Source organism: Oleiagrimonas sp. C23AA (assembly GCF_011759385.1).
Classification (GTDB): Bacteria; Pseudomonadota; Gammaproteobacteria; order Xanthomonadales; family Rhodanobacteraceae; genus Oleiagrimonas.
Genome location: NZ_JAARLY010000002.1, coordinates 177,542 through 202,740 on the forward strand (window position 1 = coordinate 177,542; position 25,199 = coordinate 202,740).

Genomic DNA, 25,199 nt, shown 5'->3' on the forward strand with positions numbered 1-25,199 from the left:
GAGTATAGGGGGAGCGGGTGGCCAATGAGAAACGCCTGATCATCGACACGTGGCGGCGCCGTTCAGTTCGCCGTGACTGTATCGGGTATCGCATTTCGTGCAGCGATCCGCGAAATTGCGGGTGCCGGCAGTGTATAGTGCAGGCGCTTGTTGCCTTGGCAGTCGTCGACTGGGTGCTTTGGCGTGGGGACGCCAACGGGCACCCGGCGTGCGAAAACCAGTTGTTGCCAATGCGTTAAGTTTGGGATTTAATGTCATTGCGCAGCTTTTTCTCCTAAGGGCGCAAGGGGAAGGGGGAAACGTGGGACTGTTCACTCCGAAGGCGCCACCGTTGATCGGTGTTGACGTCAGTTCGACAGCGGTCAAACTCCTGCAATTGAGTCAGGTCGGTGGTCGATACCGCGTGGATCACTACGCGGTCGAGCCCTTGCCGCCAAATGCCGTGGTCGAGAAGAACATTGTCGAGGTCGAGGCCGTCGGCGATGCCGTGCGACGCGCATTGGCCCGTTCCGGGTCGAAGCTCAAGCACGCTTCGGCGGCCGTGGCCGGGTCGGCGGTTATCACCAAGGTCATCCCGATGCCATCGGAACTGACCGAGGATGATCTCGAAGGCCAGATCCAGGTTGAGGCCAATCAGTACATCCCGTATCCGATCGAGGAAGTCAGCCTCGATTTCGAGGTCATCGGGCCGATGCGCGACAACCCGGAAATGAGCAATGTGTTGCTCGCCGCCTCGCGTACCGAAAATGTCGACATGCGCGTGGCCGCGCTCGAACTGGGCGGGTTGACCGCCAAGGTGATCGACGTCGAGGCGTTCGCCATGGAGAACGCCTTTGGCCTGATCGTCGACCAACTCTCGGTGGCGCGTGACGCGTTGATCGCCGTGGTCGACGTCGGCGCCACCATGACCACTCTGGCGGTGCTGAAGAATCAGCGCACCGTCTATTCACGCGAGCAGGTCTTCGGCGGCAAACAGCTGACCGACGAGATCATGCGTCGCTACGGTCTGTCCTACGAGGAAGCCGGCCGCGCCAAGCGGCAGGGCGGGCTGCCCGAATCCTACGAGGAGGAGCTGCTGCTGCCGTTCAAGGAGGCCATGGTGCAGCAGGTCAGCCGATTGCTGCAGTTCTTCTTCGCCGGCAGCGAATACAGTCGCGTCGATCAGGTCGTGCTGGCCGGTGGTTGCGCCTCCATCGAAGGGGCCAGTGAGCTGGTCGAGGAACAGATGGGTGTGCCGTGCTGCGTGGCCAACCCGCTGGCGCGGATGTCGCTGGCGCCACGCATCCAGGCACAGGCGCTGGCTAAGGACGCGCCGGCATTGATGATCGCCGCCGGCCTCGCGCTGAGGAGCTTTGACTGATGGCGCGCATCAACCTACTGCCCTGGCGTGCCGAACGCCGCAAGCAACGTGAGCGCGAATTCTACATGCAGCTTGGCGCCGCCGCCCTGGCCGGGGTGGTGGCGGTGTTGCTGTGGGGATCGTGGATGAGCGCCCGCATCGATAACCAGCAGCAGCGCAACAGCTATCTGCAGGGCGAAATCAAGCAGCTGGACAACAAGATCGCCAAGATCAAGGATCTGGAAAAGGTCCGTGACCGGCTGCTGGCGCGCAAGCAGATCATCGAGCAGCTGCAGGCCAACCGCTCGCAGATGGTGCATCTGTTCGACGAGCTGGTGCAGACCATCCCCGACAGCGTGCGCCTGACCGACATGAAGCAGACCGGCGACGACCTGGCGCTGGACGGTGTGGCGCAGTCCAACGCCAGCGTGGCGCAGTACATGCGCAACCTCGAGAACTCGCCGTGGATGAAGGACGTGGACCTGCGCAAGACGGAGAACCGTCATGACGGCACACGCACCCCCTACAGTTTCAACATCAAGCTCAAGCTGACCAAGCCCCCGGCCGATGAGGGTGGCGATACCGGCGCCTCGTCGCCGATCGCCAAGCCAAGGGGAGGAGCCAAGTCATGAGTTTCATCGATGACCTGCGCAACCTCGACCGCAATAACGTCGGCGGCTGGCCCACCTCGGTAAAGGGGTTCTTCACTGGCCTGCTGGTGGTAGTGATCATCTTCTTTGGCTGGTACCTGTATGTCAGTGACCAGCAGGACGACCTGGAGCGCTATCGTCGCCAGGAAGTGCAGCTCAAGCAGGAGTTCGCCAAGAAACAGGCCAAGGCGGCCAACCTGGTGGCGCTGCGCAAGCAGCTCGATTCCATGCAGGACATGCTGCGTCAGCTGCTGCGCCAGCTGCCCAGCAAGACGGAAATGCCGCAGTTGCTGGTGGATATCTCACAGACGGCCCTGGCCGCCGGCCTGCAGGTGGATCTATTCCAGCCCGGTCCGGAGGCGCCCAAGGAATTCTACGCCGAGAAGCCGATCCAGATCCGCATGGCCGGCACCTATCACCAGTTCGGCACCTTCATCAGTGGCGTCGCCTCGCTGCCGCGAGTGGTCATCCTGACCATGCACAACGTGTCGCTGAGTCCGCAGCGGGCCGCGGCCAAGGGCGCCGACCCGGTTCCCGGTGGCGTGCTGGTGTTGCAGGGTACGGTCAAGACCTATCGCTACCTGGATGAGGACGAGACGGCCAAACAGGCCGCCAAGGGCAAGTCGCGGAGGGGCCGCAAATGAGCCTGCGTCAGACCACGATTCGCCTGATCACCCTGGTATTGGCCGTCTGCGTGCTGGCCGCTTGCACCAAGGGCACCTCCGATGTGCGTGACTGGGTGGCCAAGGAGAAGGCGCGCAAAGGGGCGCCGCTGCCGCCGCTACCGGTGATCAAGACTTTCGAATCATTTACCTATCGCGATCAGGACAAGCGCGATCCGTTCGAGCCCAGCCCCACCGAAGACCGGCATACCAGTGTCGACAGCGGGCCGCGTCCGGACGAAAACCGGCCCAAGGAGCCGCTTGAGGCCTTCGCGCTGGACAGCCTGAAGATGGTGGGGACCATCGGCAAGGCCGGCTCGCACCTGGTGGCGCTGGTGCGCGACCCCACGGGCGTGATCCATCGCGTCCACGTCAATGACTACATGGGACAGAACTATGGCCACGTCACCGATATCGGCGAGGACCACATCGACCTCACCGAGCTGGTGTCGAACGGCAACGGGGGCTGGATGGAACGCCATGCAAGCATCGCGCTCGAGCAATGAGGACCCATCGGGGGTGATCAACATGACTAACAGGACGCATCATTCTCGGGGCCGCAACGGTTCGTCGCTGCGCCGTGGCTGGATCAGTGCACTGGCCGCCCTGGCCATGCTCGTGGCGGTACCGGCCTGGGCGCAAAGCACGCTCAAGGACGTCAGCTACCAGCCCATGCCGGGTGGCAAGGTGGCCGTGAAGATGAGCTTCGGTGGCAAGGTGCCTTCGCCGAAGATCTTCACCACGCAGAAGCCGCCACGCATCGCCATCGACTTCGACGACACGCGTAACGCATTCGCCAAGCGTCACCTGGATATCGGTGAAGGCGCCACCTCCGGTGTGTCGGTGGTATCGGCTGGCGGGCGCACGCGCGTGGTGGTCGAGCTCGATCACGTTTCCAACTACCACACCCACGTGCAGGGTGATGCACTGGTGATGACGGTGGCCAACGGCGATGACATCGATCCGGCCGCCACGGCCGGTACGGTGGACCCGACCAAGCAGCTGCCAGTGCCGGCCAATGCACCGCAGGTGTCTGACATCGATTTCCGGCGCAGCGCCGATGGCGCGGGCAAGGTGCTGATCGACTTCACCGGTCCCGGCGCCGATGTCGACATGAATCAGACCGATGGCAAGGTCTCGCTCAATCTTTCACATGTGCGCGTGCCGGAGCGTCTGGCCAAGCGCCTGGACGTGCTCGATTTCGCCACGCCGGTGCAGTCGGTGACCACGCACCCGGATCACGGCGGCGCGCGCATGGAAGTGGTGTTTGCCGGCCAGGTCGAGGCTTCTGCCTATCAGACACCCAAGCAGTACGTGCTGGAGATCGCGCGCAAGAAGAAGAGCGACAGCAGCAACGGCACCGAGCTTGGCAAGGTCAAGAAGCCTCACTACACCGGCAGCCGCGTCACCTTCAACTTCCAGGACATCCAGGTGCGTTCGGCGCTGCAGCTGCTGGCGCAGATGTCGCATCTGAACATGGTGGCGGCCGACAGCGTGACCGGCTCGGTGACCCTGCGCCTGGAAGACGTGCCCTGGGACCAGGCGCTGGATGTGATCCTGCGCGCCAAGGGGCTGGACAAGCGTCGCAGCGGCAATGTGGTGTGGATTGCGCCGCAGAAGGAAATTGCCGACTACGAGGAGAACCAGGCCGAGGCACGCCTGAAGGCCCAGCAGGCCGCCGATCTGGTCTCCGACTACATTCCGATCAGCTATGGCAAGGCCGCCGATATCGCCAAGCTGCTGACCACCGGTTCCATGCAGGGTGGCGGTGGTGGCGGTGCCGGCAACCGCACTCGCGGCTTCCTTTCGCCGCGCGGCAGTGTTTCCTATGACCAGCGCACCAACACGCTGCTGATCAACGACATTCCGGAAAAGGTCAAGGAGATCCGCCAGCTGGTGGCGGTGCTGGACAAGCCGGTGCGTCAGGTGCTGATCGAGTCGCGCATCGTCGCGGCCACCAACAGTTTCACCCGCGAGCTGGGCGTCAAATGGGGCGTGAGCGCGTTCCATACCAATCCCAGCGGTCAGCGCATCATTACTTCAGATACGGCGGCCCACGCCAACGATCTGAACAACAACATCACCGACGTCCAGACCGGCAACAGCGATACGCTGACCTTCCCGGGCGGCCTGAATGTCAATCTGCCGGCGTCGGATGCGGCCTCCAAGGGCGGCAGCGTGGGCCTGGCGATCCTGGGCGCCAACTACCTGGTCGATCTGGAACTGTCTGCGGCGCAGTCCGAAGGCCGCACCGAGATCATCTCCAGTCCGCGCGTGATCACGGCCAACCAGCAGGAGGCCGACATCAAGCAGGGTGAGCAGATCGGTTACGTCACCTACCAGAACTCCAACGCATCCGGTGCCAACAGCGGTACCGCGACGGTGCAGTTCAAGGATGCCGTGCTCGAGCTCAAGGTCACCCCGACCATCACCGCCGACAACCGCGTATTCCTGAAGATCAACGTCAACAAGGATGCGCTGGATGGCTTCGTCAACAACCCGGGCGGTGGCCAGGTGCCGCAGATCTCGACCAAGTCGCTTAATACCTCGGTATTGGTGGACAACGGCCAGACCGTGGTACTGGGCGGCATCTACGAGATCACCAAGAACAACACCACGGCCAAGGTGCCGGGGCTGGGCGACATCCCGATCCTGGGCTACCTGTTCCGCAACACCTCGCGCCAGGACAACAAGGCCGAGTTGCTGATCTTCGTCACGCCGCGCATCCTCAGCGACAACGAGTAGTGTGCGGCAAGTGTGAGACTCAGAAGGGGCGGCCTGGCCGCCCCTTCGCTTTTGCGGCATCTTGAAACCTTCAGGGGCATCGTGCTGTCAGTAGCCGGTGTCCGGATTCACGAAACCCACGGGATGGATATGTCAGACAGCCACACCGGTGATCTCCAGGCCGCCTTCGTGCGCCTGCGCGAGGAACTTTCCAAGGCCATCATCGGCCAGCCGCACCTGGTCGAGTGCCTGCTGATCGCACTGCTGGCCGACGGCCACCTGTTGGTGGAGGGGGCCCCGGGTCTGGCCAAGACCACCGCCATCAAGGCGCTGGCCGCGCGAGTCGAAGCGGATTTCCACCGCGTGCAGTTCACCCCCGACCTGCTGCCGGCCGACCTTACCGGTACCGATGTGTTCCGGCCGCAGAGTGGCGAGTTCCAGTTCGAACAGGGGCCGCTGTTTCACAACATTGTGCTGGCCGACGAGGTCAATCGTGCTCCGGCCAAGGTGCAGTCGGCGCTGCTGGAAGCGATGGCCGAGCGCCAGATCACCATCGGTCGGCGCAGCTGGCCGCTGCCCGAGCTGTTCATGGTGATGGCCACGCAGAACCCGATCGAGCACGAGGGTACTTTCGCCTTGCCCGAAGCGCAGCTCGATCGCTTCCTGATGCATGTGTCCATCAGCTATCCCGATGCCGAGGCGGAGCTGGCCATCCTGGAGCTGGCCCGCGATCAGGCGCGTCGCACCCGCCATCCGCAGCCGGCCGATATCCAGCGTGTCAGCCAGACCGATGTGTTTGCCGCCCGCGATGCCGTGCTCGACGTGCACATGGCGCCGGCGCTGGAGCAATACCTGACGCAGATCATCCTGGCCACGCGTGATGCTGGCCGTTACGACGCCGAGCTGGCCCGCTGGATTGCCTGGGGTGCCAGCCCGCGCGCCACCATCGCGCTGGATCTTTGCGCACGCGCCCACGCCTGGCTGGCCGGCCGCGACTACGCCCTTCCCGAAGATGTGCAGGCGGTCGCCCACGAGGTGTTGCGCCACCGTGTGCTGCCCAGTTACGAGGCCGAGGCCGAAGGCATCCGACCCGACGCAATCATCGCGCGCCTGCTGGAACACGTGCCGCTGCCGTGAACAGACCGGCCGCTTCCGCCACGCCGGCACCGGATCCGAATATCGCGGTGACGCTGGACGAGCTGTTGGCGCAGCGCCTGCGCGTGCCGGCATCGGTGCGTACCGCGCCATCGCTGGCGCGTGCGCCCATGGCCGGCGCGCACGCCGGGCGCACGCGTGGACGTGGCATGGACTACGTCGAATCGCGTGCCTATGAGCCGGGCGATGACATGCGCCAGATCGACTGGCGCGTCACCGCCCGCACCGGGCGCATGCATACCAAGCTTTTCCAGGAAGAGCGCGAACGCATCTTCATGGTGCTGGGCGACACGCATGCCAGCCTGCAGTTCGGTACCCGCGTCCGCTTCAAGTCGGTGCAGGCCGCGCGCGCGCAGGCGCTGGCGACGTGGCTGGCCGTACGCGCTGGCGAAAGGGTCGGTGCAGTCGCCTTCGGTGCCGTGCAACATGCCATGAAGCCACGGGGCGGACAACGCGGTGCGCTGGCGCTGGCCGGGGCCTGGGTCGACTGGGATCGCCAGGTCCGTGCGCAGTCGGCGCCGGCCCGCGAACCCTTGTCGGCGGCATTGGCGCGTGCAGCCACCTTGATGCGCGGTGCCGGACAGGTGCTGCTGGTTACCGATGGTCAGTGCGTGGACGACGACGCGCGCGCCCACCTCTTGCAGCTGCGCCGGCGTGCCGATGTCAGCGTGTTGATTGTGGCCGACGCGCTGGAACTGGCGGCGCCGCCCGCCGGACGCTACCCGGTGGAGGTGGGTGGTCTGCGGCGTTTGCTGGATCTTCGCGGGGCGGCTCAGCGCCAGCATTTTCATGAGCAGCTGGGCCAGGGTGTGGCGCATATCACGGCGTTGTGCCGTGCGCTGGGGCTGCGCCATCGCATCATCGACACGGCTGTCGATCCGTTGGATGCGGTGCTGGCATTACGCAGTGGTCGTGGCGAGGTGGCGGCATGATCGCTGCACCCAGTGGCCCCAAACTGCGCGATATTCATCCGCCCCCGCCGCCCTCGTGGTGGCCGCCGGCGCCGGGTTGGTGGTTGCTCGCCGGACTGGTGCTGGTCGTGCTGGTTCTGTTGGCGTGGTGGTGGCGCCGTCGTGGCATGCAGCGTCGCCGCCGCCAGCAGGCATACGCTGAGCTTGATCACTTGCTTGACGCTTATCGCCAGCATCAGGACGCCGCCGCGCTGGCGGGTGGCCTGTCGCAACTGCTGCGCCGTGTCGGGCGCCTGCATGATGCGGCCGCCGCCGCTGATGCCGGCGAGCGCTGGCAGGCGCTGCTGGCCCGGTTCGCGCGCGACTCGGGTCAGGTTGAAACACTGGCGGCTCTGGACACCGTGATGTATCGGCGCCATGTCGAGCTCGACGTCGAGGCAAGTGTCGATGCCGTGCGCCAGTGGCTGCGTCGGGCCTTGCGCCAACGGGGGGCGTCATGACCGTATTTGTCTGGCCCTGGGCGTTTGTCGCACTGCCGCTGCCCTGGCTGATCTGGCGCTTCTGGCGTGCGGCGTTGCCGGGACGCGCACTGCGCCTGCCTTATCAGGTGCTGCAGACATCGGCACCTGGCCCGCGTGCACGCACGCCGCGGCTGGTCGTCATGCTTCTGGCGCTGGCCTGGCTGGGCGCAGTTGCTGCCGCCGCGCGTCCGCAATGGGTGGGCCCGCCGCAGGCCATCAAGCGCAGCGGCCGCGCGCTGATGCTGGCGGTGGATATCTCCGGTTCCATGGCGCTCAAGGACATGCGGGTGGGCGGCCATCCGGTAAGCCGCTTCGCCGACGTGGAGGCCATCGCCGGGGACTTCATCAGCCGTCGCCAGGGCGACCAGATGGGGCTGATCCTGTTCGGCTCGCAGGCTTATCTGGTGACACCGCTGACCTTCGATCTTTCCGCCGTGCGTGCGCAGCTTGATGGCGCGGCGGTGGGCCTGGCCGGGCGCGAAACCGCCATCGGCGATGCCGTGGCCGTGGCCGTGCGCCGGCTGCGCAAGTTGCCGGCCAAGGCGCGCGTGCTGATTTTGCTGACCGATGGCGTCAACACCGCTGGAGCGCTGGATCCGAAAACCGCCATCCAGCTGGCCAAGGCGGCTGGCGTGCGTATCTACACCATTGGCATTGGCGCCACCCACATGCAGGTGCAGGGATTCTTCGGCAGCCAGGTGGTCAATCCCTCGGCGGATCTGGACACCGACATGCTGACCCATATGGCCAGCGAAACCGGCGGCAAGTTTTTCCGTGCCACCGACAGCCATCAGTTGGCCGAGGCCTATCGCGCCATCGATCGCCTGGAGCCGGTAGCCCACGACAACGTGGTAGTGCGTGAGCGTGACGAGTTGTTTCGCTGGCCGCTGGGCGCTGCGCTGGTGCTGGGGCTGATGACCGCGTTGGCTGCGGCGCTGCCTGCACGGAGGTCGCGCGCATGATGCATTTGTTCGGCCCCGTGCAGCTGTTGCACCCGCTGGCGCTGTGGTTGTTGTTACTGCTGCCGGTGAGCTGGCTGTGGCTGGCCCAGGGCGACAACGGCGAGCGCGCGCTGTCGCGCCTGGTCGATGCCAGCTTGCTGCCGCACCTGGTCGCCGGGCGGCGGCGCCGTGGCTGGGCACCGTGGGTGATCGTCACGCTGGGTTTGTTGTTGCTGGTGGTGGCCATGGCCGGGCCGGCCTGGCGGCAGAAGCCGCAGCCGCTGTATACCGCCCATGCCGCGCAGGTGGTGGCCATGTCGATGTCCTCGCGCATGCTGGCGCGTGATGTCACGCCGGACCGGCTGACCCGCGCCCGCTACAAGGTGCATGCGTTGTTCGACGCCAACCGTGGTGGCCAGAACGCGCTGGTCGCCTATGCCGGGCAGGCCTTCGTGGTGGCGCCGCTGACCAGCGATGCTGGTGCGTTGTCGGATCTGCTCGACGCGCTATCGCCCGACACCATGCCGACACCGGGCAACAATGCCGCCGATGCCATCAAGCGCGGCGTGAAGCTGCTTGATGGCGCCGGCATCAAGAATGGCTCGCTGGTGCTGGTGACCGACAGTGCAAACCAGGCGGCGGTTGACGCCGCCAAGGCCGCTCATGCCGACGGCGTGCGCGTATCCGTGCTCGGTGTGGGCGCTGCCGGCAAGGGCGCGCCGGTGCCGGGCGAAGGCGGCGGTTTTCTTACCAACCGTCAGGGCCAGATCGTCATGGCCAAACGCGATGACGGGCAGCTGCGGGCGCTGGCCGCCGCGGGAGGTGGCATCTACCAGCCACTGACCAACAATGCCGAGGACATTCACGTGCTCGCTGCGCAGCTGCGTCAGGGCCAGGCGGCCAAGCGCGCGAAGGACCGCGCCAGCCGGCAGTGGATCGACGAAGGCCCGTGGTTTGCGCTGGCACTGTTGCCGCTGCTGGCCCTGGGTTTTCGCCGTGGCTGGCTGTTGCTGCTGTGCCTGGCGGTGGCCCCCATGTGGCCGGCACCGGCGCAGGCTTCCACCTGGCAGAATCTTTGGCAGCGCCGCGACCAGCAGGCCGAGCAGGCGTTGCGCCAGGGCCATCCCAGGCAGGCCGAGAAGCTGGCCCATTCGCCCATGCTTCGTGGCACGGCGGCCTACCGTGCCGGGCAGTACAAGGCGGCGGCCAAGGCCTTCGCACAGGCCGGCGGTGCGCAGGGCGCCTATAACCTGGGTAACGCCCTGGCGCGCCAGGGCCAGTATCAACAGGCCATCAAGGCCTACGACCGCGCGCTCAAACTCGATGCCGGTCACGCCGATGCCAAGGCCAATCGCAAGGCCATCGAAGACTGGCTCAAAAAGCACAAGCCGCCCAAACAAAGCGGCAATGGTGCCAAGGATCGCAAGCACGGTGGCAAGGGCGGCCAGGGGCAGTCCAAGCAAAAGAGCGCCGGCAAGGGCAAGGATTCGGATCAATCCAAGCAGTCCGGCCAGAAGGGCGGCTCCCAGGGCGGCAATGGCCAGCATGGCCAGAACCAGTCGGGCCAGAAAAAATCCGCCAACAAGGACCGCAGCGGCGCCGACGCCAAGCAGGACAAGGCGCAGCAGCAACAGGCAGAGCAGGCGCGCAAGGCCATGAAGCAGCAGATGGACCAGGCGCTGAAAAAGCCGCAGGGCCAACACGGCAAGCAGGCGGCGCAAGGCAGCTTTGCGCTGGGCCGCCAGAATCCGCCGCAGGACAAAAACCACAAGGCGCTGTCGGCACCGCTGCGTCAGGCGCTGGACCGTGTGCCAGATGATCCGGGCGGTCTGCTGCGGCGCAAGTTCATGCTCGAATATCAGCGTCGCCAGCAGGGCGATACTTCCCGCAGTGACGGAGGCGATCGATGAGTGTGCGGCGACTGGCATGGCTGGCCGTGGCGTGTCTGGCATGGGCGGCGGCCTGTATGGGCCTGGCGCAGGCGGCGGCCGCGCAGGTACACGCCTCGTTCGATCGCGATCACGCCGCACTGGGCGATACCGTGACGCTGAACGTCAAGGTGCAGGGCGCGACTCGGCTCACACCGCCCGATACCAGCGCGCTGTCCCAGGATTTTCAGGTGCTGGGCACCTCTCGCAGCACCTCGATCAGCATCATCAACGGCCGCCGTCAGGACAGCGTGACCTGGTCGGTCGCGCTCAAACCGCTGCATGCCGGCACGCTGACCGTGCCGCCGCTGCAGGTAGATGGCCAAACCACGCGGGCGCTGACGCTGACCGTGTCGCCACCTTCACCGCAAGGGCAGGGCCACGCCGGCGATCCGGTGTTTGTCGAGGCCACTCCCAGCAGCACCCAGCCTTACGTTGGTCAGCAGATCGATCTGACGGTGCGCCTGTTTTTCCAGCCCAGCCTCAGTGATGGCAGCCTGGACAAGCCCAGCGCCAAGGGCCTGCAGGTGCGGCGCATGGGCTCGGATGACCAGTATCAGACCAACCGCGACGGCCAGTCCTATCACGTAGTCGAGCGTCACTATGCGCTGATTGCACAAAAAGCCGGGCGCATGGATATCCCCGGCATCGGTTTCTCCGGCACGGCGCTGGACCCGAACGGTTTTGCCAGCTTCATGGGCGGCGGTCAGGCGGTGCAGGCGCGCTCGCCGGCCATCGTACTCAATGTGCGTGCGCAGCCGGCCTCGGCCAAGGGCAGCACCTGGCTTCCGGCGCGCTCGGTGAACCTGTCGCTGCAGGGCTTGCCCTCCAGCGGCAAGGTGCAGGTGGGCGAGCCGTTGACGCTAACCCTGACCGAACAGGCCAACGGGCTGCCGTTTGAATCACTGCCGGAACCGGCACTGCCGCCGATCGCCGGCGCCCAGGTGTACCCGGACAAGCCCCAAGGCCAGACCGACGACGATGGGCACTGGTTGCAGGGCAAGCGCACCCGCAAGTTCGCCATCGTGCCCTCGGCGCCCGGCAAGCTGCACATCCCGGAGCTGACCCTGAGCTGGTGGAACACGGTGACCGACAAGCCGGTGACCACGCGCATTCCCGCGCATGACATCCAGGTGGTGGGTGCCGCGGGTGCGGCCACGCCTCCGGCCCAAGCCGGATCATCTTCGGCACCTGGCGTCCCGGCCAAGGTGAGCCGCAGCCCGGCGCCGGCCGCCAGTGTCGCCGCTTCGGGTTTGGCATCCTCGCCATCCGGACTTTCCGATCGCTGGATGTGGATTGCATTGGGCGTGCTGGTGCTTTGGCTGCTGACGCTGGCCGGTGCGGTGTGGCTATGGCGTCGTCGCCGCGGCGCGAAGGTGCCGCCGCCGCCCGAAAAGCCTTCCTCTGCCGAACGCAAACCGTCGCCCCGGGCCGGGCGCCAGCACTTCCTGCTGGCCGCGCGGCGCGAGGACGCCGATGCCCAGGCGCATGCGTTGCTGGACTGGGCGCGGCAAGAGCGACCGGGCGTGCCGCATCTGGAGGCGCTGTCGCAGGCGCTGGCCGATACCGAGCAGCGCGCGGCCATTGAGGCCTTGCAGCAACTTCGCTTTGCCGGCAAGGGCGAGTCCGGTTCGCTGGGCGAGCGCCTGGCCCGGGCCTTCGGCAAGGGCTTTGCCTGGAAGGTGGGCAACGGCGGTAACGGTAAGGCAGATGACTTGCCGCCGCTGTATCCGTTCGATCTGGGCGATTCCACGCGGCGTTGATTGTCCCCAGGCTGGCGCTGGGTGGTCAGCGCCGGTCAGTTCGGTAGACTCGACCGACAGGCTGATTTCAGCCTTGGGGAGGGTGCACATGGGCGATCAGGATCACCCGCAGGTGCCGCATCGCGGCTGGCGTGCCATGGCGCTGCACACGCGCATGCTGATCGGTTTCATGGTCGGTGCACTGGCCGGCATGGCCTGCTATGCATGGGCCGGGCAGGCGCCATGGCTGGACATGGTGGTGGCGTACATCAGCCAGCCGGTGGGCGATCTGTTTCTTCGCCTTCTGTTCATGCTGGTGGTACCGCTGGTTTTCTCCGCGCTCGTGTTGGGCGTGGTCGAGATTGGCGATCCGAAGCTGCTTGGCCGGCTGGGCCTGCGCACGCTGCTGTGGATCATCGCGGTCACCGCCATTGCGGTGACTATCGGCCTGGTGCTGGTCAACGTATTTCAGCCCGGCCGCGGTTTGCCGGCCGAGGTCGGTGAGCATCTGCTGGCGCAGGCCTCGCAGCGTGCCGGTGATATCGCGGCGCGCCGCGAAGCGCTCTCGGCGCGCGAACTGCTGCTCAATATCGTGCCGACCAACCCGGTGAATGCCGCTGCCAGCGGCAACCTGATCGGGCTGATGTTTTTCGCGCTGATGTTCGGCATTGCCGCCACCGTGCTGCGCACCGACGGCACGCGCACCTTCGTGGGCACGGTGCAGGGCGTGTACGACATCTGCCTGCGGCTGATCAGCTGGGTCATCGGTCTGGCGCCATACGCGGTGGCGGCACTTTTGTTCACGCTGACCGCGCGGCTGGGCTGGGATGTGCTGGGCCAGCTGGCGCGCTATGTCGGCGTGGTGGTGCTGGCGCTGGGCCTGCAGACCTTCGTGGTGTTGCCGGTACTGGTACGGTTTCTGGGTGGCGTGCGGGCGCGGGCCTTTTTTCGCGGCGCGCAGACGGCCATGCTGACCGCCTTTTCCACCTCATCCAGCAGCGCCACCCTGCCAACCACCCTGCAGGCGGCCGAGCATCGCCTGGGCGTGCCCAAGCGCGTGTCACGCTTTGTCTGCACCCTCGGCGCCACCGCCAACATGAATGGAACGGCGCTGTACGAGGGCGTGACAGTGCTGTTTCTGGCCCAGTTCTTCGGCGTGGACTTGAGCCTGCTGCAGCAGATGGTGGTGCTGTTGATCTGCGTGCTGGGTGGCATTGGCGCGGCCGGCGTGCCCGGCGGTTCGCTGCCGGTGATTGCGATGATCCTGGGCATGTTCGGCATTCCGCCCGAAGGCATTGGCCTGGTGTTGGGCATCGACCGCTTTCTGGACATGTGCCGCACCGCGCTGAACGTGACCGGCGACCTGGCCGCCTCGGTGGTGGTGGCGCGCAGTGTCGGCGAAACCGTGGTGCCGGTGACCGAGCCGGCACTGTAGCCGTCAGCTGTTGAGCATCACCGCTTCCTGCACCGCCTCGGTCAGTTCATCGCCAAAGCAGCACAGCGTCACGCTCATGCCTTTGGGGGCGCGGCGCACCTCGCGCACGGCAATCGCGGCCGCCTTGGCCGGCGGGTAGCCATATCCACCGCAGCTGATGGCTGGAAAGGCGATGCTTTGCACGTCATGCTCGTAGGCCAGTGCCAGACTGTGCCGGTAGCACCCGGCCAGGGCCTCGGGCTCGCCACTTTCGCCGCCATGCCAGACCGGACCCACGGTGTGGATGACATAGCGCGCGGGCAACTGGTAGGCGTCGGTGATGCGTGCTTCGCCGGTACGACAGCGCACGCCTGAATCCATCTCTGGAATGGCCTTGCATGCTTCCAGCAACCGGGGGCCGGAGGCGCGATGGATGGCGCCATCAACACCGCCGCCGCCGAGCAGGGTGCGATTGGCGGCATTGACGATAGCATCAACCTTCAGGGTGGTGATGTCGGCTTGGATCACTTCGATGTTCATGGCGCCAGCCTAAATAAGGCAACCTGTATATTCGGGTGCCGGTGGCGAGGATTTGTCATACTCCGTTCATCGCCTGCATGACGTTAGACCATGGCTACCACTGAAAATACTTCGTTCGGCTACCTTCTGAGCGACGTTACATTGCTGTTTCGCAAGCATTTTGACCGTCGCGCGGTGCGCTTCGGCCTGACTCGCGCGCAATGGCGCGCGGTGAAGGTGCTGCATTTCCGGCCGGGCATCCGGCAAAGCCAGCTGGCCGAGTTCCTGGAAATGGAGCCGATTGCGGTCGGTCGTGTCATCGACCGTCTGCAGGCGGCGGGCTTTGTCGAGCGCCGTGCCGATCCCAACGACCGGCGCTGTTGGCGGCTCTACACCACCGACCAGGCCGCCGCCGTGGTCGGTGACATGGAGCAGATCAGCCGCGAACTGCGCGTCGATGCCACTCGCGACATTCCGCTTGCAGAGCTGGAAGCGACCATCGCCACGCTGGAAAAGATCAAGGCCAACCTGCAGGCGATGGATGGCGGCATGGCGCTGCCCACCGACGGCGACTGAGCGCCGCCGCCGTTCGCTGGCCTACTCGCCGGCACCATCGCCGGCAAAGGCGCCCCGGCCTGAGCCGAAATCGCCCTTGGCCTGCGCCGCCATGTAGCTCCACACCGCATACACGGCCACATTCTGCGTCAGCGCATCGCGGTCGATCTTGTCCAGCGTGTCGTTGGAGGTGTGGTGCCAGTCGAAATAGCGCGTCGCGTCCTGCGACAGCGAAAGTGCCGCCATGCCCACGCCGTGGATCTGCGACAGATCCGAGCCGCCGCCGCCCGGTCGCTTGGGGTCGTAGGCCACGCCCAGTGGTTTGAGCACCGTGGCGATTTGCGCCACGGCCGGGCGCGCCTCCGGCTTCACCGAGGCGCTCATGCGGTAGATGCGGTCGGCGCCCAGGTCCGACTCGCTGCCCAATACGTGGCCGGTCACATCCTTGGCGTGGGCCCTGGCGTAGGCCTTGCCGCCCCAGAGGCCAAATTCCTCGTTGGCAAAGGCGATCACCCGAATGCCTCGCGCCGGCCGCTGCGGCAGCTGGGCGATCAAGTGGGCGGCGCCGACGGCGATGGCAATGCCGGCACCATCGTCGATGGCTCCGGTGCCCGGATCCCAGGAATCCAGGTGCCCGCCCATGTCGATGAACTGGTGCGGGTAGCGCGAACCATCGAGTTCTGCGACGACGTTGGCGCCGGTGTATCGGCCGTCGAAGCCCACGTCCAGATCCAGATGCACACGCACCGGCTGGCCCGAGGCCAGTTCGCGTTCAAGCTGGTCGGCATCGGGATTGGACAACGCCGCGGCCGGGATGGCCTTGGCCGGATCGGTGAACCCGGTGACGCCGGTATGGGCGATGCGCTCGTGCATGTCGGTGCCAGCCGAGCGCAGGATATAGGCTACTGCGCCCTTGGCCGCGGCGATTGGCGGTCCTGCCACACGCTGCGGCGAGCCAATGCGGCCGTAGTCGCGTCCATCGCGAAAGCGGTGCATGGCCTGGCCCAGGTAGACGATCTTGCCGCGCACCTTGGCGGCCGGCGCGGCCTTCAGCGCGGCCAGATTCTTGAAGGCCACCACTTCGGCGGTGAGTCCGCCCTTGGGTGTGCCGGCCGAATAGCCCAGCGCGCTCAACACCAGATGCTGGCGGTAGGGCGACACAATGGCGCCCGACTCGCTGCGACGCACCCACTTGGGGTAGCTCACAGGTTCGGTGTAGACCCGGTCGAAGCCCATCTTTTGGAGCCGTGCCATCAGCCAGGCGCGCGCCTTGGCATCGTTGGCTCCGCCGGCCAGGCGCGGGCCCACCTGCGTGGTCAGGTCGCGCACCAGTTGGTAGGCGGTGTCATCGTGGCGTGCCTGCTTGCGCAGCTGTATGGCCGTTTTTACGGCTGCGTCCGGTATGTGCGTGGTGGCCGCGTAGGCGGGCAAGGTCGCGGTGCCGGCCAGCGCCAGGGCACCGGCCAGGATCAGATATCGCATGTGTGGTCTCCCCGAGGTAACCGCTTCGATTATGCCGCGCTGGCGCATTTGCGCCAGCGACAGACGTCACCGCCAATCAGGGAGCGCCGCGCTCCTTGATCAGGTCGCGGATTTCCTGCAGCAGGGCCACATCCGGTGGCGGCGCGGCAGGAATGGGCGGGGCTTCTTCCTTCTTGCGCTTCAAGTTGTTGATGGCACGAATGACGAAGAAGATCACCAGCGCGATGATGACGAACTGGATCACGGTGTTCAGGAAGGCGCCGATCATGATCGCCACCTCGCCCTTGCCGTCGGCCGCGGCGGGTTTGAGCACCCACTTCCATTTGGCAAAATCCACGCCGCCGATCAGCAGGCCGATCGGCGGCATGATCACGCTGTTGACCAGGGCGGTGACGATCTTGCCGAAGGCACCGCCAATGATCACGCCCACGGCCATGTCGATGACATTGCCGCGCAGCGCGAATTTCTTGAACTCACTCAGAAGGCTCATGGCTCCCCACGAAGCTGACCCGGTCCCAACGCCGGCCGCTTCACTTTAGCGCCACTTGGCTGAGTGCGAAGGTGAACGCCTAGACGATACGCCCTTGCAGTGTGGCGATGCCTTCCAGTTCGGCGACGAAGGTGTCGCCACGGTGCAAGGCGGCCACGCCGGCCGGGGTGCCGGTGAACAGCAGGTCGCCGGCTTTCAGTTCGAACAACCGGGACAGCTCGGCGATCATCTCCGGCACGCTCCAGAGCATGGCGTCCAGGGTGCTGTGCTGGCGCTGCTGGCCGTTCACACTGAGGCTGAGCGTGGTCTGTGGCGAGGGCTTAGCCTGGCTCGCTGGCACCAGTGCCGATACCGGTGCCGAGGCATCGAAGGCCTTGGCCGTGTCCCAGGGCTGGCCCTTGTCCTTGGCACGCGACTGCAGGTCGCGCCGGGTCAGGTCCAGGCCAATGCCATAGCCATAGATCAGCGCCTCGGCCTGTTCCGGCGCGATATCGCGCCCGCCGCTGCCCAACGCCACCACCATTTCCACCTCGTGATGCAGATTCTCCGTAGCGGTGGCGTAGGGCACATCGGCGCCATCGGTGACGACGGCATCGGCTGGCTTGGTGAAGAAAATCGGCTGGCTGCGGTCGACCGCCATGCCCATCTCCTTGGCATGGTCGGCGTAGTTGCGGCCAATGCAGAAAATGCGGCGCACCGCGAAGCGCTGGTCACTGCCGGCCACCGGCACGCTGGGCGTCGGGGCAGGGGCAAACACGTAATCCATGGCATCGGTTCCGGGTGGGGGAAGCGCCATTTTACGCCGTCGGCGCCGGCCGCCATGGGCCAGGTGACACCTGTCAGTGCAAACGCTTGATGTTTCGCGCTTATCCGCTTGGCGCGGCTGCCCGATGCTGGGCGCCGACGCATCAGGGGAGACGGCAAGGTGAGTGAAGGCGATCTGCTTGAGCAACTGAAGATCGATCGGGGACAGCGCGAGGACGGCAGCGGCCACGGCCGGCGTTGGCCGTGGCTGGCGGGCGTGGTGGTGCTGCTGGTGGCGCTGGGCGCGGGGTTCTGGTGGTGGCAGCAGCGTCCGGTACAGGTGAACGTGGTCTCCGCCGAACGACCGCAGTCCGGTGCCGCGGCGGCGGCCGTGCTGCAGGCCACCGGTTATGTGACCGCACGGCGCCAGGCCACGGTCTCGGCGCAGATCACCGGCACGCTGACCCAGGTACTGATCGAGGAAGGCGATCACGTCAGGAAAGGCCAGGTGCTGGCGCGGCTGGAGGACAAGGCGCAGCGCGCCGATCTGGACGCGGCCCAGGCCAGTGCGGCAGCCGCCCACGCGCAGATTGGCCAGGACCGCGCACAACTGCGCCAGGCCGAACGCGACATGCGCCGGCAGGAAAGTCTGGTCAGGCGCGGGCTGGTCACCCGTCAGGCCGCCGAACAGGCGCAGACCCAGGTCGATGCGCTGCACGCGCAAGTCGATGCCGATCGCAAGCGCGCCGCCGCGGCCGATGCCCAGGTGGCCGTGGCCCGTGTGCAGTTTGGCTACACCGTGGTGCGCGCGCCCTTCGCTGGCGTGATCACCGCCAAGGCGGCGCAGGTCGGCGAGATTGTCTCGCCGCTGTCGGCCGGCGGCGGCTTCACCCGTACCGGCGTGGGCACCATCGTCGACATGGACTCGCTGGAGGTCGATGTCGACGTCAACGAGGCCTACATCGGCCGCGTCAAACCCGGCATGCCGGCACAGGCGGTGCTCGATGCCTATCCGGACTGGAGCATTCCGGCCCACGTGATCGCCATCGTGCCGGCCGCCGACCGCGGCAAGGCCACGGTGCCGGTGCGCGTGGCGCTGGATGCCCACGACGAACGCATCGTGCCGGACATGGGGGTGCGTGTCAGCTTCCTGGAGAAGCGCCAGGCGCCCGGCCGCCAGGCGCCGGATGGGGTGCTGATTCCGGCCTCGGCCATCGTCCGTCGTGGTGGCCACGAAACGGTGTTTGTGGCCGATGGCGACACCGCACGTGCGCATGCGGTGTCGCCGGCCAAGGGCAGTTACGGCGATCTGAAGCGCATTCCCGCGGGCCTCAATCCCGGCACCCGCGTGATCGACCATCCGCCGGCCGGACTGCAAGACGGCGACCGCATCCGCATTGCCAAACCCGCTTCCTGACACGCCGCGCGGCGGCTTTCTTAAGACGAGGACATGCCATGGGCACGCTGATCGACATCAAGGGGCTGAGCAAGGTCTACGAACGTGGCAAGCAGAAGGTCGAGGTGTTGCATCACATCGACCTTGAGATTGCCGAAGGTGACTTCCTGGCGCTGATGGGTCCGTCGGGTTCGGGCAAAACCACGCTGTTGAACCTCATCGGCGGGCTGGATTCGCCCAGTGGCGGCAGCATCAGCGTGGGCGGTCAGCAGATCGGCCGCCTGGGCGGCAGCGCGCTGGCCAAATGGCGCGCGGCCAACGTCGGCTTCATTTTCCAGTTCTACAATCTGATGCCGATGCTCTCGGCGCAGAAGAACGTGGAGCTGCCGCTGCTGCTGACCAAGTTGTCGGCCGCCCAGCGCAAACGCAATGCGGCGATCGCCTTGAAGCTGGTGGGTCTGGAGGAGCGCGCCTCGCACCGGCCTGCCGAACTGTCCGGTGGTCAGCAGCAACGCGTGGCGATTGCCCGCGCCATCGTCTCGGACCCGACGCTGCTGGTCTGCGACGAGCCGACCGGCGACCTGGATCGCCAGTCGGCCGAGGATGTGCTCTTGCTGCTGCAGCGACTCAATCGCGAGCACGGCAAGACCATTGTCATGGTCACCCACGATCCCAAGGCGGCCGAGTACGCCTCGCACACGCTGCACCTGGACAAGGGCTCGCTGGTGGAGCAGGTGACGGCATGAACAGGCCAGCACGTTCATTCACGCCAAGGCGGCGCGGCGCCGCCCGGCGAGGGAGGGCAGCATCGTGAAATATCTTCATCTGATCTGGGCGGGCCTGTTCCGCCGCAAGTCGCGCACCTTGCTGACGCTGGTCTCGATCGTGGCCGCCTTCGTGCTGTTCGGCCTGCTCGATTCGGTCAGCATCGCCTTCAGCGCCGGCAACAGCGTGGAGGGTGCCGGGCGCCTGATCGTGACCTCGCGCATGTCCATGCAGCAGGCGTTGCCCGAATCACTGGGCGCGCGCATCAAGGCCGTGCCGGGGGTGACGGACGTGGCCTCGGCCAACTGGTTCGGCGGTGTCTATCAGGACGCCAGGAACCAGGTGATCTCGTTCGCCGTCAGCCCCAGCTACATCGATCTGTATCCGGAGCTGACCCTGCCGGCCGATCAGCGCAAGGCGTGGATGGCCACCCGCACAGGCGCCATCGTGGGCGCGGCGCTGGCGAAAAAGTTCGGCTGGAAGGTGGGCGACAAGATTCCGCTGCAATCGACCATTTTCCCCTCCAAGGCCAGCGGCGGGCAGACCTGGACTTTCGACATTGCCGGCATCTTTCACGCCAAGGATCCCAAGGCCGCCGGCCGCGAACAGATGCTGATGTTCCACTGGAAGTATTTCGACGAGAACAACGCCTTCGGCTCGGGCACGGTGCACTGGTATGTGGTGAAAGTCGCCGATCCGGCTCACGCCGACGCAGTGGCCAACGCCATCGACACGCTCTCGGCCAATTCCGACCACGAAACCAAGACCCAGACCGAGCAGGCTTTCCAGGCCTCGTTTATCAAGCAGATGGCCAACGTCGGGCTGATCGTGGCCTCGATCATGGGGGCGGTGTTCTTCACCCTGCTGCTGCTCACTGGCAACACCATGATGCAGGCGGTGCGCGAGCGCACCTCGGAGCTGGCGGTGTTCAAGACCATCGGTTTTTCCAGCCGCTCGGTGCTGTGGATGGTGCTGGCCGAAAGCGTGCTGCTGCTGGTGCTGGGCGGTTCGATCGGCCTGGGCGTCGTGGCGCTGGTCATTCCCGGCATGGCGGCCGCCAGCGGCGGCATGCTGCCGATCCATGGTCTTGACCCGCGCACCTGGGGGCTGGGTGTGGCGCTGATGCTGATCATCGGCGTGGTGGTCGGCCTGCTGCCGGCGTTGCGCGCGATGCGCCTGAACATCGTCGATGCGTTGAGCGGACGTTGAGGAGCCAAACTCATGAAGCGATTTCTTTTCAATCTCATGCTGGTCGTGCTGATCGCCGTGGTGCTGGCGGTGTGGGTCATGCTGCCGTGGATGGGGGTGCTGGCGGCCGCGGTGCTGCTGGCGCTGTGGCTGGGCCTGACACGCAACGGGCGCCAGACCGTGTCGGTCACCTCGGTGGGCCTGCGCACACTGGGCCAGCGGCTGGGTTCGGTCTCGGTGATCGTGATCGGTATTGCCGGCGTGGTCGGTGTGCTGGTGGCACTGCTGGCGATGGGGTCGGGACTGAGCGCGACCTTGCAGGGCGGTGGTCGTGATGACACCGCCATCGTGTTGCGCGGCGGCTCGACGTCCGAGGCGCAGTCGGTGCTGGTGCGCAGCGATGTCGATGCCATTACCCAGGAGCCCGGCGTGCAGCAAGATGCCAAAGGCAAACCGCTGGCATCGGCCGAGCTGGTGGTGGCCGCCAACGTGCGCAAGAAGGGCTCCGATGACGATGCCAACGCGCAGCTGCGCGGTATCGATCCGATGGCCTGGGCACTGCGGCCGGATCTCAAGATCATTCGCGGACGCAAGTTCCATACCGGCATGCGCGAGCTGGTGGTGGGCGAGGGCGCGGCGCGCGAGTTCGCGCACATGGATGTCGGCGATACGGTCAAGCTGGGGCGCGAGGACTGGAAGGTGGTCGGCGTGTTCGCCTCGCACGACGCCTACGATTCGGAACTGTGGGCCGATCGCGCCGCGGTGTCCGATGCCTTTCGCCGCGGCAACAGCGCCGAGTCGGTGCTGGTGCGGCTGACCTCGCCGGCGGCCTTCGACCGCTTCAAGGCGGCGTTGGCCTCCGATCCCAAGCTGAAGGTGGAGGCGCAGACCACCCGCGATTACTTTGCCAAGCAGTCCGAGCAACTGACCCGGGTGATCCGCGTGGTCGGCATCACGGTGGGTGTGATCATGGCCATCGGCGCCGTGTTCGGCGCGCTCAACTGCATGTTCGCGGCGGTCGCTTCCCGGGCCCGCGAAATCGCCACACTGCGCGCGATCGGCTTTCGCGGCACGCCCGTGGTTACTTCCGTGATGCTCGAGACCATGCTGCTGGCGCTGGCCGGCGGCGTGCTGGGAGCGGCGGTGGTGTGGCTGTTGTTCAACGGTTACACCGCCTCCACGCTGAGCGGCTTCAACCAGGTGGTGTTCCGCTTCCGGGTCGACCCGGCGCTGATCTGGACCGGCCTCAAATGGGCCTTGGCCATCGGCTTCGTCGGCGGGCTGTTTCCCGCGGTGCGGGCGGCCCGCTTGCCGGTAAGCACGGCGCTGCGCGAGCTGTAGGCGTGCGGTGTTGAGCCTGACTCATGAGACAAAGGCGGCGGCATGACCCGCCGCCTTTGTCATTACCGTGCTTTCTGGCGCGCGAAGATGACCGTTACCACGCCAATCAGGATGATGCCCATGCCGGCCAGATCCACGGGGCCGACGTGTTCGCCGGCCAGCAGCACGCCAAACAGCACGGCCACCGGCGGGTTGACGTAGGCGTAGCTGGTGGCCAGCGCCGGGCGTACGGATTTGAGCACATACAGATACGCGCTGAAGGCGATCAGCGAGCCGAAGATAATCAGGTAGATCAGCGCCGCGGTGGCATGCGCGCTGGGATGGGCCGGCAGGTGCTCGCCGCTCAGCCAGGCGGTCAGGGCCAGGGCCAGGCTGGCGCTCAGCATCTGCGCGGCGGTGTTCATGGGGCCCTTGGGCATGTCCTGGCGCCGGCTCCAGACCGATCCGAAGGCCCACAGCGCCGCTGCCAGCAGCAGCGCCAGGGCGCCGAGGCGCGAGCCGGAAAGTCCGGCACCCAGATTCAACACCACCACGCCGACAAAGCCGATGACCAGCCCGAGGCCTTCACGCCAGTGTGGCCATTCGCCGTAAAAGCCGGCAAAAACAGCCGCGAACAGCGGCATGCTGGCGACGGCCACGGCGGCAATGCCGGAATTGACGGTCTGTTCGGCAAAGCACACCAGTCCGTTGCCGCCGAGCAGAAGCAGCGTGCCGGTGATGGCCGCGTTGCGCCACTGGCGCCGGCTGGGCGCGGGCACACCGCGCAGGCGCAGCGCGAGGAACAGCACGAGGCCGGCGATGGCAAATCGGATCGCGGCCAGCGCGAACGGCGGATAGCTTTCCAGCGCGAAACGGATACCCAGGTAGGTCGAGCCCCAGACCACGTACAGCGTGCCCAGCGCCAGTGGTACCAGCCAGCGTTCACGCGAGGTTTCGACGCTGTCGCCGGTGCACGAAACCGCCGGGCGCGGCATGGCGGCGCCGACGGGAGGCGGAGTGGGCGAGACTTCCTGGTGACTCATGGCTCGATGCTCAGCGGGCACGGTGGCGCGCATGGTAGCCGCAGCGGCGGATGCGCGTGATGGCCATCGGTCATGTGCCGGCGTGTTCGTGGTCGAGCACGCGTTGCTTGCGTTCCAGGCCCCAGCGATAACCGCCCAGGCTGCCGTCTTCGCGTATCACGCGGTGGCAGGGCACAATCAGTGCCAGGCGGTTGCTGGCGCAGGCGCGGGCCACCGCGCGCGCGGCGCGGCGCGGTTCGCCAATCACCTGGGCCAGTTCGCCGTAGCTGACGGTGCGGCCGGGAGGCAGGCGCGTCAGGGCTTGCCACACGCGCCACTGAAAGGCAGTGGCGGCGACATCCAGCGGCGGCAAGGTGTCGGGCGCAGCGTCGGCCCAGCCCATGTCGTGTCCGACGCGGGCGATGACCGCATCCAGCCACTCGTCGCGCCCGGCGTCGACACGCTGATGGCGGGCCTGCGGAAATTCTTCGCGCAGCCGCTCGGCGAGGGTCGGCGCATCGTCACCCAGCATCACCGCGCAGATGCCGCGGGCCGTGGCCGCCACCAGCAGTTCACCCAGTGGCGTGGCGACCGTGGTGTGACGGATATCGATACCGGCCCCACCACGGCGGTAGCGCTCGGGCGTCATGCCGAGCAGGCGGTCGGTCTGTTCGTAGACGCGACTGCCCGAGCCGAAACCGGCGGCATAAACGGCCTCGGTCACCGGGGTCCCCTCGCGCAGTTCGGCCTTGAGCACCGCAAAGCGCCGCGCACGCACGTATTCTGCCGGGCTGACGCCAAAGCGCTGGCGAAAACGGCGCTGCAGGTGCGAAGGGCTTAGACCGACCGCGCGGGCCAGTTCGGCCAGCCCCGGCGCTTGCGCATGCGTATCGAGCAGGCTCAGCGCGCGATCAAGCGCATCGGCGCACGTATTCGGGTGAGGTGTGACGGTTCGCGGTGCCATGCAGGCAAGTATCGCCACCGCGTCCGCCGTCTGCCATCCGCTTCTTGCGCGGTCAGTGGTGCGTGTGCGCGTGACGCGATTCGCGGATGACCACGTATTCGCCTTCCAGCACCTGACCGGCATCGGCCTGGCGGCTGCCCGGCTTGGCACCGCGCGGGCGATGGCGCTGGACACGGGCAATTTTCCACTGGCGCACCAGCAGCATGACGGCACCGACGCTGACCAGTACAGCCAGCGCGATCAGGCCAAACACCATGAACACGCCCAGCACGGCCAGGCCGAGGGCGGCCATCAGAATGCGCGCCAGCGGATGGCGCGGACGACGCACGGGGGGCAGCACGAAGCGCATGACGGAACTCTAGAAGCTACAATCGAGCCCCTAAGATGAGGTCAATCACGGTTTGAGACAAGTGCCGATGGATATGCAAGCCCCCGCCGCACAATCACTTTGCCGCCTGGACGAGCTCCAGGACGGTGTCGCTCTAGGCGTTGAGACGCGCATCGACGGCGAGGATGCCTCGTTGATCGTGCTGCGCGAAGGTGAAGCGGTGGCCGCCTATCACAACGTCTGCCCGCACGCCGGGCGTCGCCTGGACTGGGCGCCGGGCAAGTTTCTGCTCAAGGATGGTGTGCTGGTCTGCGCCGCCCATGGTGCGGCGTTCGCGGCGGCAAGCGGCCTTTGTACCGATGGCCCGTGCAAGGGCGAGCACCTGGTAACGGTGGCGGTAAAGGTGGATGGCGAGGACGTGGTGCTGGCCTGACCTGAA

Annotated in this window: 25 protein-coding genes; 18 read left to right on the top strand and 7 right to left on the bottom strand. The window is 66.3% G+C overall.

Features of this window, described 5'->3' with window-relative positions; translation table 11 throughout:
* Window positions 1-301: 301 nt before the first annotated feature.
* The 12 genes from HBF24_RS03840 (at window position 302) to HBF24_RS03895 (ending at window position 14,008) form a co-directional block, all read left to right on the top strand.
* Complete coding sequence (locus HBF24_RS03840) at window positions 302-1,360, top strand: pilus assembly protein PilM (RefSeq protein WP_167169241.1); 1,059 nt, start codon at window positions 302-304, stop codon at window positions 1,358-1,360.
* Window positions 1,360-1,971: a PilN domain-containing protein gene (locus HBF24_RS03845; protein ID WP_167169243.1), complete on the top strand. Its 612-nt coding sequence runs from the start codon at window positions 1,360-1,362 to the stop codon at window positions 1,969-1,971. The genes HBF24_RS03840 and HBF24_RS03845 overlap by 1 nt, the downstream gene beginning before the upstream one ends.
* Complete coding sequence (gene pilO / locus HBF24_RS03850) at window positions 1,968-2,633, top strand: type 4a pilus biogenesis protein PilO (protein WP_167169246.1); 666 nt, start codon at window positions 1,968-1,970, stop codon at window positions 2,631-2,633. The genes HBF24_RS03845 and pilO overlap by 4 nt, the downstream gene beginning before the upstream one ends.
* Complete coding sequence (locus HBF24_RS03855; protein ID WP_167169249.1) at window positions 2,630-3,157, top strand: pilus assembly protein PilP; 528 nt, start codon at window positions 2,630-2,632, stop codon at window positions 3,155-3,157. The genes pilO and HBF24_RS03855 overlap by 4 nt, the downstream gene beginning before the upstream one ends.
* A gap of 106 nt (window positions 3,158-3,263) precedes the next feature.
* Entirely contained in the window at window positions 3,264-5,396 is a 2,133-nt protein-coding gene (gene pilQ, locus HBF24_RS03860) for a type IV pilus secretin PilQ (RefSeq protein ID WP_167170034.1), read from the top strand.
* A 123-nt stretch (window positions 5,397-5,519) separates the two neighbouring features.
* Window positions 5,520-6,512, top strand: coding sequence for a MoxR family ATPase (locus HBF24_RS03865; RefSeq protein ID WP_167169252.1), 993 nt, complete (start codon window positions 5,520-5,522; stop codon window positions 6,510-6,512).
* Window positions 6,509-7,462 carry a DUF58 domain-containing protein gene (locus tag HBF24_RS03870; protein WP_343162708.1) on the top strand — a complete coding sequence of 318 codons (954 nt, stop codon included), beginning with the start codon at window positions 6,509-6,511 and terminating at the stop codon, window positions 7,460-7,462. The genes HBF24_RS03865 and HBF24_RS03870 overlap by 4 nt, the downstream gene beginning before the upstream one ends.
* Window positions 7,459-7,941: a DUF4381 family protein gene (locus tag HBF24_RS03875; protein WP_167169255.1), complete on the top strand. Its 483-nt coding sequence runs from the start codon at window positions 7,459-7,461 to the stop codon at window positions 7,939-7,941. The genes HBF24_RS03870 and HBF24_RS03875 overlap by 4 nt, the downstream gene beginning before the upstream one ends.
* On the top strand, window positions 7,938-8,924 hold the full coding sequence (locus HBF24_RS03880) for a VWA domain-containing protein (RefSeq protein WP_167169258.1): 987 nt from the start codon (window positions 7,938-7,940) through the stop codon (window positions 8,922-8,924). The genes HBF24_RS03875 and HBF24_RS03880 overlap by 4 nt, the downstream gene beginning before the upstream one ends.
* Entirely contained in the window at window positions 8,921-10,813 is a 1,893-nt protein-coding gene (locus HBF24_RS03885; protein ID WP_167169261.1) for a VWA domain-containing protein, read from the top strand. The genes HBF24_RS03880 and HBF24_RS03885 overlap by 4 nt, the downstream gene beginning before the upstream one ends.
* Complete coding sequence (locus tag HBF24_RS03890; protein ID WP_167169264.1) at window positions 10,810-12,594, top strand: BatD family protein; 1,785 nt, start codon at window positions 10,810-10,812, stop codon at window positions 12,592-12,594. The genes HBF24_RS03885 and HBF24_RS03890 overlap by 4 nt, the downstream gene beginning before the upstream one ends.
* 88 nt (window positions 12,595-12,682) lie before the next feature.
* A complete protein-coding gene (locus HBF24_RS03895) occupies window positions 12,683-14,008 on the top strand; it encodes a dicarboxylate/amino acid:cation symporter (RefSeq protein ID WP_240922180.1) in 1,326 nt (441 codons plus the stop codon).
* Window positions 14,009-14,011: 3 nt separating this feature from the next.
* Here the strand turns inward: HBF24_RS03895 and HBF24_RS03900 are convergent, their stop codons facing one another.
* Window positions 14,012-14,527: an O-acetyl-ADP-ribose deacetylase gene (locus tag HBF24_RS03900; protein WP_167169267.1), complete on the bottom strand. Its 516-nt coding sequence runs from the start codon at window positions 14,525-14,527 to the stop codon at window positions 14,012-14,014.
* A gap of 90 nt (window positions 14,528-14,617) precedes the next feature.
* Here HBF24_RS03900 and HBF24_RS03905 point away from each other — a divergent pair, with 90 nt between their 5' ends.
* Complete coding sequence (locus HBF24_RS03905) at window positions 14,618-15,082, top strand: MarR family transcriptional regulator (RefSeq protein WP_167169270.1); 465 nt, start codon at window positions 14,618-14,620, stop codon at window positions 15,080-15,082.
* A gap of 21 nt (window positions 15,083-15,103) precedes the next feature.
* Here HBF24_RS03905 and HBF24_RS03910 read toward each other — a convergent pair whose 3' ends face one another.
* The 3 genes from HBF24_RS03910 to HBF24_RS03920 all read right to left on the bottom strand — a co-directional run bounded on the left by HBF24_RS03910 (window position 15,104) and on the right by HBF24_RS03920 (window position 17,799).
* Complete coding sequence (locus HBF24_RS03910) at window positions 15,104-16,543, bottom strand: M20/M25/M40 family metallo-hydrolase (protein WP_167169273.1); 1,440 nt, start codon at window positions 16,541-16,543, stop codon at window positions 15,104-15,106.
* A 76-nt stretch (window positions 16,544-16,619) separates the two neighbouring features.
* Window positions 16,620-17,033 carry a large-conductance mechanosensitive channel protein MscL gene (mscL, locus tag HBF24_RS03915; RefSeq protein ID WP_167169276.1) on the bottom strand — a complete coding sequence of 138 codons (414 nt, stop codon included), beginning with the start codon at window positions 17,031-17,033 and terminating at the stop codon, window positions 16,620-16,622.
* 79 nt (window positions 17,034-17,112) lie between these two features.
* Window positions 17,113-17,799, bottom strand: a complete 687-nt coding sequence (locus tag HBF24_RS03920) for a fumarylacetoacetate hydrolase family protein (RefSeq protein WP_167169279.1) — start codon at window positions 17,797-17,799, stop codon at window positions 17,113-17,115.
* Window positions 17,800-17,958: 159 nt separating this feature from the next.
* Between HBF24_RS03920 and HBF24_RS03925 the strand changes: the two genes are divergently transcribed.
* From HBF24_RS03925 to HBF24_RS03940, 4 genes are all read left to right on the top strand, one after another.
* Window positions 17,959-19,194 carry an efflux RND transporter periplasmic adaptor subunit gene (locus HBF24_RS03925; protein ID WP_167169282.1) on the top strand — a complete coding sequence of 412 codons (1,236 nt, stop codon included), beginning with the start codon at window positions 17,959-17,961 and terminating at the stop codon, window positions 19,192-19,194.
* Between the two features lie 38 nt (window positions 19,195-19,232).
* Window positions 19,233-19,919, top strand: a complete 687-nt coding sequence (locus HBF24_RS03930) for an ABC transporter ATP-binding protein (protein ID WP_167169284.1) — start codon at window positions 19,233-19,235, stop codon at window positions 19,917-19,919.
* A 64-nt stretch (window positions 19,920-19,983) separates the two neighbouring features.
* Complete coding sequence (locus tag HBF24_RS03935) at window positions 19,984-21,147, top strand: FtsX-like permease family protein (RefSeq protein WP_167169288.1); 1,164 nt, start codon at window positions 19,984-19,986, stop codon at window positions 21,145-21,147.
* Between the two features lie 12 nt (window positions 21,148-21,159).
* Window positions 21,160-22,467, top strand: coding sequence for an ABC transporter permease (locus tag HBF24_RS03940; protein WP_167169291.1), 1,308 nt, complete (start codon window positions 21,160-21,162; stop codon window positions 22,465-22,467).
* Window positions 22,468-22,529: 62 nt separating this feature from the next.
* Here the strand turns inward: HBF24_RS03940 and yedA are convergent, their stop codons facing one another.
* The 3 genes from yedA to HBF24_RS03955 all read right to left on the bottom strand — a co-directional run bounded on the left by yedA (window position 22,530) and on the right by HBF24_RS03955 (window position 24,781).
* Window positions 22,530-23,441 (bottom strand): drug/metabolite exporter YedA, encoded by a 912-nt coding sequence (yedA, locus tag HBF24_RS03945; RefSeq protein ID WP_167170042.1) that lies wholly within the window; start codon window positions 23,439-23,441, stop codon window positions 22,530-22,532.
* A gap of 118 nt (window positions 23,442-23,559) precedes the next feature.
* Window positions 23,560-24,432 carry a methylated-DNA--[protein]-cysteine S-methyltransferase gene (locus HBF24_RS03950; RefSeq protein WP_167169294.1) on the bottom strand — a complete coding sequence of 291 codons (873 nt, stop codon included), beginning with the start codon at window positions 24,430-24,432 and terminating at the stop codon, window positions 23,560-23,562.
* 52 nt (window positions 24,433-24,484) lie between these two features.
* A complete protein-coding gene (locus HBF24_RS03955) occupies window positions 24,485-24,781 on the bottom strand; it encodes a hypothetical protein (protein ID WP_167169296.1) in 297 nt (98 codons plus the stop codon).
* Window positions 24,782-24,854: 73 nt separating this feature from the next.
* On the opposite strand from HBF24_RS03955, the gene HBF24_RS03960 reads away from it, so the two are divergent.
* A complete protein-coding gene (locus HBF24_RS03960; protein WP_167170045.1) occupies window positions 24,855-25,193 on the top strand; it encodes a Rieske 2Fe-2S domain-containing protein in 339 nt (112 codons plus the stop codon).
* The last annotated feature ends 6 nt before the right edge of the window (window positions 25,194-25,199 follow it).

Excerpts from the sequence above, each read along its gene's own strand:
- HBF24_RS03845 (WP_167169243.1), top strand. The coding sequence starts at position 1,360 with ATGGCGCGCATCAACCTACTGCCCTGGCGTGCCGAACGCCGCAAGCAA.
- pilO (WP_167169246.1), top strand. The coding sequence starts at position 1,968 with ATGAGTTTCATCGATGACCTGCGCAACCTCGACCGCAATAACGTCGGC.
- HBF24_RS03855 (WP_167169249.1), top strand. The coding sequence starts at position 2,630 with ATGAGCCTGCGTCAGACCACGATTCGCCTGATCACCCTGGTATTGGCC.
- pilQ (WP_167170034.1), top strand. The coding sequence starts at position 3,264 with ATGCTCGTGGCGGTACCGGCCTGGGCGCAAAGCACGCTCAAGGACGTC.
- HBF24_RS03865 (WP_167169252.1), top strand. The coding sequence starts at position 5,520 with ATGGATATGTCAGACAGCCACACCGGTGATCTCCAGGCCGCCTTCGTG.
- HBF24_RS03875 (WP_167169255.1), top strand. The coding sequence starts at position 7,459 with ATGATCGCTGCACCCAGTGGCCCCAAACTGCGCGATATTCATCCGCCC.
- HBF24_RS03880 (WP_167169258.1), top strand. The coding sequence starts at position 7,938 with ATGACCGTATTTGTCTGGCCCTGGGCGTTTGTCGCACTGCCGCTGCCC.
- HBF24_RS03885 (WP_167169261.1), top strand. The coding sequence starts at position 8,921 with ATGATGCATTTGTTCGGCCCCGTGCAGCTGTTGCACCCGCTGGCGCTG.
- HBF24_RS03890 (WP_167169264.1), top strand. The coding sequence starts at position 10,810 with ATGAGTGTGCGGCGACTGGCATGGCTGGCCGTGGCGTGTCTGGCATGG.
- HBF24_RS03895 (WP_240922180.1), top strand. The coding sequence starts at position 12,683 with ATGGGCGATCAGGATCACCCGCAGGTGCCGCATCGCGGCTGGCGTGCC.
- HBF24_RS03900 (WP_167169267.1), bottom strand. The coding sequence starts at position 14,527 with ATGAACATCGAAGTGATCCAAGCCGACATCACCACCCTGAAGGTTGAT.
- HBF24_RS03905 (WP_167169270.1), top strand. The coding sequence starts at position 14,618 with ATGGCTACCACTGAAAATACTTCGTTCGGCTACCTTCTGAGCGACGTT.
- HBF24_RS03910 (WP_167169273.1), bottom strand. The coding sequence starts at position 16,543 with ATGCGATATCTGATCCTGGCCGGTGCCCTGGCGCTGGCCGGCACCGCG.
- mscL (WP_167169276.1), bottom strand. The coding sequence starts at position 17,033 with ATGAGCCTTCTGAGTGAGTTCAAGAAATTCGCGCTGCGCGGCAATGTC.
- HBF24_RS03920 (WP_167169279.1), bottom strand. The coding sequence starts at position 17,799 with ATGGATTACGTGTTTGCCCCTGCCCCGACGCCCAGCGTGCCGGTGGCC.
- HBF24_RS03930 (WP_167169284.1), top strand. The coding sequence starts at position 19,233 with ATGGGCACGCTGATCGACATCAAGGGGCTGAGCAAGGTCTACGAACGT.
- HBF24_RS03940 (WP_167169291.1), top strand. The coding sequence starts at position 21,160 with ATGAAGCGATTTCTTTTCAATCTCATGCTGGTCGTGCTGATCGCCGTG.
- yedA (WP_167170042.1), bottom strand. The coding sequence starts at position 23,441 with ATGCCGCGCCCGGCGGTTTCGTGCACCGGCGACAGCGTCGAAACCTCG.
- HBF24_RS03950 (WP_167169294.1), bottom strand. The coding sequence starts at position 24,432 with ATGGCACCGCGAACCGTCACACCTCACCCGAATACGTGCGCCGATGCG.
- HBF24_RS03955 (WP_167169296.1), bottom strand. The coding sequence starts at position 24,781 with ATGCGCTTCGTGCTGCCCCCCGTGCGTCGTCCGCGCCATCCGCTGGCG.
- HBF24_RS03960 (WP_167170045.1), top strand. The coding sequence starts at position 24,855 with ATGCAAGCCCCCGCCGCACAATCACTTTGCCGCCTGGACGAGCTCCAG.